Source organism: Streptomyces sp. NPDC013157, from assembly GCF_042899865.1.
GTDB lineage: Bacteria > Actinomycetota > Actinomycetes > Streptomycetales > Streptomycetaceae > Streptomyces.
In genome coordinates, this window is record NZ_JBIBAK010000007.1 from 192,604 (window position 1) to 201,801 (window position 9,198).

At 70.8% G+C, this 9,198-nt stretch carries 5 protein-coding genes; 4 read left to right on the top strand and 1 reads right to left on the bottom strand.

The annotated features are described in order from the left end of the window. Nucleotides 1-2 precede the first annotated feature (2 nt). From ACFY6U_RS22270 to cimA, 3 genes are all read left to right on the top strand, one after another. Entirely contained in the window at nucleotides 3-1,040 is a 1,038-nt protein-coding gene (locus tag ACFY6U_RS22270) for an agmatine/peptidylarginine deiminase (RefSeq protein ID WP_390040716.1), read from the top strand. 42 nt (nucleotides 1,041-1,082) lie between these two features. Beyond that, nucleotides 1,083-1,682 carry a TetR/AcrR family transcriptional regulator gene (locus ACFY6U_RS22275; RefSeq protein ID WP_390040717.1) on the top strand — a complete coding sequence of 200 codons (600 nt, stop codon included), beginning with the start codon at nucleotides 1,083-1,085 and terminating at the stop codon, nucleotides 1,680-1,682. A 310-nt stretch (nucleotides 1,683-1,992) separates the two neighbouring features. Next, nucleotides 1,993-3,603, top strand: a complete 1,611-nt coding sequence (gene cimA, locus ACFY6U_RS22280; RefSeq protein WP_390040719.1) for a citramalate synthase — start codon at nucleotides 1,993-1,995, stop codon at nucleotides 3,601-3,603. A 348-nt stretch (nucleotides 3,604-3,951) separates the two neighbouring features. Here the strand turns inward: cimA and ACFY6U_RS22285 are convergent, their stop codons facing one another. Then, nucleotides 3,952-5,817: a lectin gene (locus tag ACFY6U_RS22285; protein ID WP_390040721.1), complete on the bottom strand. Its 1,866-nt coding sequence runs from the start codon at nucleotides 5,815-5,817 to the stop codon at nucleotides 3,952-3,954. Between the two features lie 127 nt (nucleotides 5,818-5,944). Between ACFY6U_RS22285 and ACFY6U_RS22290 the strand changes: the two genes are divergently transcribed. After that, complete coding sequence (locus ACFY6U_RS22290) at nucleotides 5,945-8,956, top strand: glycoside hydrolase family 3 N-terminal domain-containing protein (protein ID WP_390040723.1); 3,012 nt, start codon at nucleotides 5,945-5,947, stop codon at nucleotides 8,954-8,956. Nucleotides 8,957-9,198 lie beyond the last annotated feature (242 nt).

Sequence of the window (9,198 nt, forward strand, 5' to 3'; positions counted from 1 at the left end):
CCATGGACAAGGCCGCCTCCGACGGCTTCCGGATGCCCGCCGAGTGGACCCCGCACGAGCGCACCTGGATGGCGTGGCCGGGCCCCAACCCCACCTTCGACGACGCCGACGACCTCGTCGCCGCCCGGACGGCCTGGGCGTCGGTGGCCCGTGCCGTCCTCCGCTTCGAACCGGTGACCGTCGTGTGCGGCCGCGGGCAGTCGGCGGCGGCGCAGACGCTGCTCGGCCCCGGCGTCGACACCGTCGAGCGGGACCTCGACGACGCCTGGATGCGGGACATCGGCCCCACCTTCCTCACCAACGGGCGTGAACTGGCCGCCGTGGACTGGACGTTCAACGGCTGGGGCGCCCAGCACTGGGCCCGCTGGGAGCACGACGCGAAGATCGCCGCGTACGTCTCGGACCTCGCGGGCGCGCGGACGTACGCCTCGAAGCTGGTCAACGAGGGCGGTGCGATCCACGTCGACGGCGAGGGGACCGTCCTGCTGACCGAGACCGTGCAGCTGGGACCCGAGCGCAACCCGGGCTGGACGAAGGCGGAGGTCGAGGCCGAGATCCACGGGATGCTCGGCACCCGCAAGGCGATATGGCTGCCCCGCGGCCTCAGCGGCGACTACCCCCCGTACGGCTTCGGCACGCTGGGCCACGTCGACATCGTCGCCGCCTTCGCCCGTCCGGGAGTCGTGGTCGCGCACTCCCAGCCGGACCCCGCGCACCCCGACCACGAGGTGAGCAAGGAGGTCATCGGCCTGCTGCGGTCCCAGACCGACGCACGCGGCCGGAGCCTGGAGGTCGTCGAGGTGCCTGCCCCGACGGTCCTGGAGGCCGACGGCCACTGGGCCGACTACTCCTACATCAACCACTACCTCTGCAACGGCGGGGTCGTGCTGTGCGGCTTCGACGACCCGCGCGACGAGATCGCCGCCGGGATCTTCCGCCGTCTCTTCCCCGAGCGGACCGTCACGCTGGTGGACGCCCGTACGATCTTCGCGGGTGGTGGCGGTATTCATTGCATCACCCAGCAGCAGCCGAGGATCTAGTTCCAGGGGATCTGGTTCTGGTCGAAGTTCGAGGAGCCGAAGATGGCCGGTGGGCGCAGACAGGCCCCGCCCCGCGAGGACGTGCTCGCCGCCGCCATGATGATGATCGCCGGACGGGGCCTGGAGAAGCTCACCATGGCCGCGCTCGGCCGTGAGGTCGGCATGAGCAGCGGCCATCTCCTCTACTACTTCCACTCCAAGGACGAACTCCTGCTCCAGACCCTGGAGTGGAGCGAGGGCCGGCTGGGCGCCGAGCGCGGACGGCTGCTCACCCGGCGCGGCACCGCCCGCGAACGCCTCGACGCCTACGTCGACCTGTACGTCCCCGACGGGCACCGGGACCCGCACTGGACGCTCTGGCTGGAGGTCTGGAACCGCTCGCAGAACGCCGACGAGGCGGCCCGCGACCGGCAGGCCGCCATCGAGGGCGCCTGGCACCGCGACCTGGTGGCGCTGGTCGCCGAGGGCCTCTCGCGCGGTGAGTTCCGGCCCGTCGACCCCGACCGGTTCGCCGCCCGGCTGCGCGCCCTGCTCGACGGCTTCTCCATCCACGTGGCGATCGGCCTGCGCGGGACGGACCGGGCACAGGTGCTCGGCCATGTGCGCGACTTCCTGGCCGCGGAGCTCCTCGCGGACGCGTGACGGACTGCACACTGTTCGCATCATGAGACGGACGGTGAGCGCGGGGGTGGTCTGTGCCAGACTGCCTCCGTGCTCTCGTTCGCCATGATTATTGGCAGCAGGCGCGCCGGTCCGCAGTGACCACCACGTACGACCAGGTACGGGTGGCCATCGTCGTCCTCGACCCGCGCGCAGACCTCTCGCACCCGCGAGGGGTTTTTTCGTTTTCCGGCCCACCTTCAGCCGGAAGGCAGGCGCGAGGGACCATGGAGGGACGGTGGAGCCGGTCATTCCGGTACGACCGAGATTCGACATCAGGAGCCTTGAGACCATGACCGAGACGGAAACCAACGAGCTGGACGACTCGTTCCACGTCTTCGACACCACGCTGCGCGACGGAGCTCAGCGCGAGGGCATCAACCTCACCGTCGCGGACAAGCTGGCCATCGCCCGGCACCTGGACGACTTCGGCGTGGGCTTCATCGAGGGCGGCTGGCCGGGCGCCAACCCCCGGGACACCGAGTTCTTCGCCCGCGCCCAGGAGGAGATCGACTTCCGGCACGCCCAGCTGGTCGCCTTCGGCGCCACCCGCCGGGCGAACGCCAAGGCCGCGGACGACCCCCAGGTCAAAGCGCTGCTGGACTCCGGCGCCCCGGTGATCACGCTGGTCGCCAAGTCCCACGACCGGCACGTCGAGCTGGCCCTGCGCACCACCCTCGACGAGAACCTGGAGATGGTCCGCGACACGGTGTCCTTCCTGAAGGACCAGGGCCGCCGGGTCTTCGTCGACTGCGAGCACTTCTTCGACGGCTACCGCGCCAACCCCGAGTACGCGAAGGCTGTCGTACGGGCCGCGTCCGAGGCCGGCGCCGACGTCGTCATCCTCTGCGACACCAACGGCGGCATGCTCCCCGCCCAGGTCAACGCCGTCGTCTCCACCGTCCTCGCGGACACCGGCGCCCGGCTCGGCATCCACGCCCAGGACGACACCGGCTGCGCGGTCGCCAACACCCTCGCCGCCGTCGACGCGGGCGCCACCCACGTCCAGTGCACGGCGAACGGCTACGGCGAGCGGGTCGGCAACGCCAACCTGTTCCCGGTGGTCGCCGCCCTGGAGCTGAAGTACGGCAAGCAGGTGCTGCCCGAGGGCCGGCTCCGCGAGATGACCCGCATCTCGCACGCCATCGCCGAGGTCGTCAACCTCACCCCCTCCACCCACCAGCCCTACGTGGGCGTCTCCGCCTTCGCGCACAAGGCCGGCCTGCACGCCTCCGCCATCAAGGTCGACCCCGACCTCTACCAGCACACCGACCCGGCCCTGGTCGGCAACACCATGCGCATGCTGGTCTCCGACATGGCCGGCCGCGCCTCGGTGGAGCTCAAGGGCAAGGAACTCGGCGTGGACCTCGGCGACGACCGCGAACTGGTCGGCCGGGTGGTGGAGCGCGTCAAGGAACGCGAGCTGCAGGGCTACACCTACGAGGCCGCCGACGCCTCCTTCGAACTCCTGCTGCGCGCCGAGGTCGAGGGCAAACCCCGCTCCTACTTCCGCGTCGAGTCCTGGCGGGCCATCGTCGAGGACCGCCCCGACGGCACCCACGCCAACGAGGCCACCGTCAAGCTCTGGGCCAAGAGCGAGCGCATCGTCGCCACCGCCGAGGGCAACGGCCCGGTCAACGCCCTCGACCGCGCCCTGCGCGTGGGCCTCGAAAAGATCTACCCGCAGCTCGCCAAGCTGGACCTGGTCGACTACAAGGTCCGCATCCTGGAGGGCAAGCACGGCACCGAGTCCACCACCCGCGTCCTGATCTCGACCTCCGACGGCAGCGCCGAATGGTCGACGGTCGGCGTCGCGGAGAACGTCATCGCCGCCTCCTGGCAGGCCCTGGAGGACGCGTACACGTACGGCCTGCTGCGCGCGGGCGTCGAGCCGGCCGAGTAGCCGGGAGCCGGAGGCCGGGGCTGCCCGCCCCCCGCGCTGTGCCGGAGGCCGGGCTGCCCGCCCCCCGCGCTGTGCCGGAGGCCGGGCTGCCCGCCCCCCGCGCTGTGCCGGAGGCCGGGCTGCCCGCCCCGCCCCTGCCGTGCCGGAGGCCGGGCTGGCCGCCCCCGCGCCGTGCCGGAGGCCGGGCTGGCCGCCCCCGCGCCGTGCCGGAGGCCGGGCTGCTCGCCCCCGTGCCGTGCCGGACGCCGGGCGGGCTGCCCGGCGCCGGTTCGGCCGACGCCGGGTGGGTCTCACCTTTCACCCCTCACCTCTCTCCCGACCGAGTCGGGTGGTGGGTGGGCAACGGTCTTACTGGAGGTGCCACTTCTGGTTGGAGGCCCCGGTGCAGGACCAGATCTGCGCCCGCGCCCCGTTCGCCGACGAGTTGTCCGTGACGTCCAGGCACTTGTTCGCCGCCGTGTTCACCACGTCACCCGTGGACGAGTTGTACGACCACTGCTGCGCCCCGGTTCCGTTGCAGTCGTACAACTGCACCTTCGCGCCGTCCGCCGTCGACGCCGACGTCACGTCGAGGCACTTGCCGAGCGCCCGGATCGACCCGTCGGACTGCACGGTCCACTGCTGGGCGGTGGTGCCGTTGCAGTCGTAGAGCTGGACGGCCGTCCCGTTCGCGGTCGAACCGCCCGCCACGTCCAGGCACTTGCTCGCGAGCCCCACGAACGCACCGGTCTGGCTGGAGCCGCCCGACTGGGTGCCGGACCAGGTGAAGGTCGCCGAGGTCTTGCCGGGGAGCGCGTAGGTGGCGTGCTGCGAACCCCAGTCGATGGTCACCGTCTGCGCGCTCGACGAGCCGTTGTAGGCGATCAGCGCCTTCGACCCGTCCGGGTTGCGCCAGGCCACGTTCGGCACGGCGGTGGACGCGGTGGAGGCGATCCGCTGCGCGCCGGGCCGGACGAACTTGGTCAGGTGGCCCATGTCGTAGTACTCGACGGTGTAGTCGACCGTCCCGCTCGCGCCGTCCCCGTTGTGCACGGTGACCAGGCCGGTGCAGGTGCCGCAGCCGCCGTTGTGCGGGCCCATGTTCTGGTCCACGGCCAGCGACCACTTGGTCACCGACTTCGCCCAGTTGCGGGTGTAGTCGATGATGTTGGACATGTCCTCCTTCTGCTGGTCGGCGACCCAGGTGCCGCCGGAGTGCTCGGTGCCGAAGGCGTCCAGCGTGGGGTACTGGTTGTGCACGGTGGTCTGCTCGGAGACGTCACCGCCGTAGCCGTGCCAGGCGATCCCGCCGAAGTTGGGGTGGTTGCGGATCGTCGCGTCGTTGACGAGCGCGGACGCGTAGGAGTCGTACACGTCCCAGTTCCAGTCGTGCGCGAGGACCTTGGCGGACAGGCCGGCCGACTGGAGCTGCGGCAGCAGGTCGTTCTTGAGGAAGTACTGCAGCCCGGAGGCGTTCCAGCTCATCGACGGGTAGCCGGAACAGCAGGTCGGCTCGTTCTGCGGGGTCACGTAGGAGACCTCGACGCCCTGCGCCTGGTACGCCTGGAGGTACTTCACGAAGTACGCCGCGTAGGCGGCGTAGTCCTCCGACTTGAGCCAGCCCCCGTTGAGCGAGCCGCTGTCCTTCATCCAGGCCGGTGCCGTCCATGGCGAGGCCATGACAGTCAGAGAGGGGTTCAGCTGGAGCGCCTGCCTGGTGAGCGGCACGACGTCCGCGAGGTCGTGCGAGATCGAGAAGCTGTTGAGGTTCGGGTCGGTCTGCCCGGCGGGTACGTCGTCGTACGTGTACCCGTACCGTGCCAGGTCCGAGGCGCCCATCGGATTGCGCAGGAACGAAAGACCGATGCCGTTCGTCGGTGAGAACAGCTTCTGCATGGTCGCATCCCGGGTGGCCTGGGACAGCGCCCCGCTGCTGTTCATCAGCCAGGCCGCGGTGTCCGTGAAGGACGCGCCGCCGCCGGTGAAGGTCTGGTAGCGGGTGTTCTCGTCGACGGTGATGTTCGTGCCGCCGCCCCCGGTCCCGGAGGAGAAGGTGAACGGCGTCTGCGCCTGGAGCCCGCGGGTGACATGGCGTCCGGCGGAGTCGTCGGTGGTGGTGAGGTACGCGGTGACCTGCTCACCGGCCGCGTGCGCCGGCGGCACGACGGCGCTGAACCCGGCCGCGGTGAGCAGCCCGGCCAGCAACAGGCGCAGTGTGTGGGGGGTTCTTCTCATGGGCACATCGCCCTTCCTGACGGGACGTCTTGACGGGGGTGCGAGCCGTTAGTTAACTCACGTCGTGATCTAAGCCATGAGTGAACTGTGAGAGCCCCGAGTGAACCAGAGAGTCGAGGGAAGGTCCATGCCAAGAGCCGCCCTGCTCGTCTCCACCGCACTGCTCGCAGCCCTGATCCCCCTGTCCGCCGCCAGCGCCGCCGACGACCCGGCACCCACCCCCGTCGACCATTTCGAGGGCGAGGTCCCCTTCGCCTCCCAGCCCGCCGAGGGCATCTTCACCTGGGGAGGCGACAGCGACGACCCGCCCGCCCTCCAGTTCGCCGACCGCGCCGACGCCCCCGAGGGCGCCAAGGTCCTGGCCGGGACCTACGACATCAGCGGCTACGGCGGCTTCACCCACGACTTCGCCGCCACCGAGCCCGCCCACGACTGGTCCGCGCACAAGGGCATCCGTTTCTGGTGGGACGGCCAGGACAACGGCAAGAAGATCGCCTTCGAGATCAAGGACGGCGGCACCAACGGCGAGGCCTCCGAGCTGTGGACGACGTCCTTCACCGACGACTTCACCGGCTGGAAGCAGATCGAGATCCCGTTCTCCGACTTCGTCTACCGGACCGACTACCAGCCGGTCGGCGGCATCGACCACGTCCTCGGCCTGACCCAGATGTGGGGCTACGCGGTCACCCTTCCCGTCGGGGCCAAGGGGCAGTTCGCCATGGACGACGTGGAGTTGTACGGCAAGGCCGACCAGGCACTGCGCGCGTCGGTCACCACGGACGCGGCCGTCTACCCGGTCAAGGAGGGCTCCACGGCGACCGTGAAGGTCACCGTCGCCACCACCGGCTCCGCCCCGATCGACGACCCGGTCACCGTCGCGTATACGACGACGGGCGGGACCGCCGAGGCCGGCAAGGACTACAAGGCGGTCTCCGGCACCGTCACCTTCCCGGCGGGCACGGCCTCCGGCGCCACGCAGACCATCAAGGTGCCGACGCTGAAGGACCGTTCGGCCGAATCGGCCGAGACCATCCCGCTGAAGCTCACGGTCACCGGCGCCAAGGCCCCGGCCGAGACCCCGCAGGTCGTCATCGACGCGCACGGACTGCCGTACCTGGACAGCAAGCTGCCCGTGAAGAAGCGGGTCGCCGACCTCCTCTCCCGGATGTCCCTGGAGGAGAAGGTCGGCCAGATGACCCAGGCCGAGCGCGGAGCCGTGGGCACCGGCGGTGACGTCGCCGCGTACGACCTCGGCTCGCTGCTCTCCGGCGGCGGCTCGACCCCCACGCCCAACACGGCCGCGGCCTGGGCGCAGATGATCGACGACTTCCAGCTCCGGGCACAGGCGACCCGGTACCAGATCCCGCTCATCTACGGCGCCGACGCCGTGCACGGCCACAACAACCTGGCCGGCGCCACGATCTTCCCGCACAACATCGGCATCGGCGCGACCCGCGACCCCGGGCTCGCCGAGAAGGCCGGCGCGGTGACCGCCTCCGAGGTCCGGGCCACCGGTGTCTCCTGGGACTTCGCCCCCTGCCTCTGCGTCAGCCGTGACGAACGCTGGGGCCGCTCCTACGAGTCCTTCGGCGAGGACCCGGCGCTCGTGAAGTCCATGGAGACCGTCATCCAGGGCCTCCAGGGGCGCGCGGACGGACGGGACCTGAAGGACGACGACAAGGTCCTGGCCACCGCCAAGCACTTCGTCGGCGACGGCGGCACCGCCTACGGCTCGTCCACGACCGGGTCGTACACGATCGACCAGGGCGTCACCACGGTCACCCGGCAGCAGCTGGAGGCCATCCACCTGGCGCCGTACCAGACCGCCGTGGACCGGGGCGTCGGCACGGTCATGCCGTCGTACTCCTCGCTGGAGATCGTCGGCGACGGCCAGGGCCCGGTGAAGATGCACGCCCGCGCCGACATGATCAACGGGGTGCTGAAGGGCCGGATGGGCTTCCAGGGCTTCGTGATCAGCGACTGGAACGCCATCGACCAGCTTCCCGGCGACTACGCGTCCCACGTCAGCACGGCCGTCAACGCGGGCGTCGACATGATGATGGTGCCGTACAGCTACCAGGACTTCACGTCGACCCTGATCGCCCAGGTGAAGGCGGGCACCGTCAGCGAGCAGCGCATCGACGACGCGGTGTCCCGCATCCTCACCCAGAAGTTCAGGCTGGGCCTCTTCGAGCACCCGTACGCCGAGACGGGCAACGCCTCGAAGATCGGTTCCGCCGGGCACCGGGCCGACGCCCGGCAGGCGGCCGCCGAGTCGCAGGTGCTGCTGAAGAACTCCGGCGGCGTCCTGCCCCTGAAGAAGTCGGAGAAGGTGTACGTCGCCGGGTCCAACGCCGACGACCTCGGCAACCAGACCGGCGGCTGGACCATCACCTGGCAGGGCCAGTCCGGCACCCACACCACCGGCACCACCATCCTCCAGGGCATGAAGAACGCCGGGGGAGACGTCACCTACTCCAAGGACGCCTCCGCGCCGACGAGCGGCTACGACGTGGGCGTGGTCGTGGTCGGCGAGACCCCGTACGCCGAGGGCGTCGGAGACGTCGGCAACGGCAACGACCTCGTGTTGTCGGCCGCCGACCAGGCCGCCGTGGACAAGGTGTGCGCGGCCATGAAGTGCGCGGTGCTGGTGGTCTCCGGGCGCCCGCAGCTGATCGGTGACCGACTCGGCGAGATCGACGCCCTGGTGGCGTCCTGGCTGCCGGGCACGGAGGGCGACGGCGTGGCCGACGTGCTCTACGGGAAGAAGGCCTTCACCGGGCAGCTCCCGGTCACCTGGCCGAAGTCCGAGGCGCAGCTGCCGATCAACGTGGGCGACGCGTCGTACGACCCGCAGTACCCCTACGGCTGGGGTCTGACCACGCTGACCAAGGCCCCCAAGGGCGGCGAGGCCACCCTGAAGGCGCTCGGCGCGGCGGCGAAGGCGGCCGAACGGACGGGCTCCGACCCGGCAGGCCGCAAGCTCGTCACCAAGGCCCGGCTGCTGGTCCAGGCGAAGATCGGGCAGTCGGTCACGGCTGCCGTCTCGAAGCCCTTCGCCGACGCGGACCACCTGCTGCTGACCGGCAGGTACGCGGCGGCGGTGGAGAAGCTGACGGAGGCCTACCGGGCAGCGTAGGAGGACAGCGCTCCCGGGGAGGCTTCGGGGTAGTTTCGAAGCATGAACGCGGTGCGACGGACCACCCGAAGCCTCCCGGGGCTGCTGTTCCTGGCGCTTGCGCTGGCGCTGGCCGCCCTGGTGGCCGCGGCCCCCCCCCCCGGCGGGGGGGGCCCCCCCCGCGGCCGGGGGGCCCCCCCCCCCGCCCCAAAACCCCGGGGAGGGGGCCCCCCCCCCCCCCCCCCCCCCCAACGCACAACCAA

Bases quoted from the DNA above. Each gene is read 5' to 3' on its own strand.
- ACFY6U_RS22270 (WP_390040716.1), top strand. From the start codon at position 3: ATGGACAAGGCCGCCTCCGACGGCTTCCGGATGCCCGCCGAGTGGACC.
- ACFY6U_RS22275 (WP_390040717.1), top strand. From the start codon at position 1,083: ATGGCCGGTGGGCGCAGACAGGCCCCGCCCCGCGAGGACGTGCTCGCC.
- cimA (WP_390040719.1), top strand. From the start codon at position 1,993: ATGACCGAGACGGAAACCAACGAGCTGGACGACTCGTTCCACGTCTTC.
- ACFY6U_RS22285 (WP_390040721.1), bottom strand. From the start codon at position 5,817: ATGAGAAGAACCCCCCACACACTGCGCCTGTTGCTGGCCGGGCTGCTC.
- ACFY6U_RS22290 (WP_390040723.1), top strand. From the start codon at position 5,945: ATGCCAAGAGCCGCCCTGCTCGTCTCCACCGCACTGCTCGCAGCCCTG.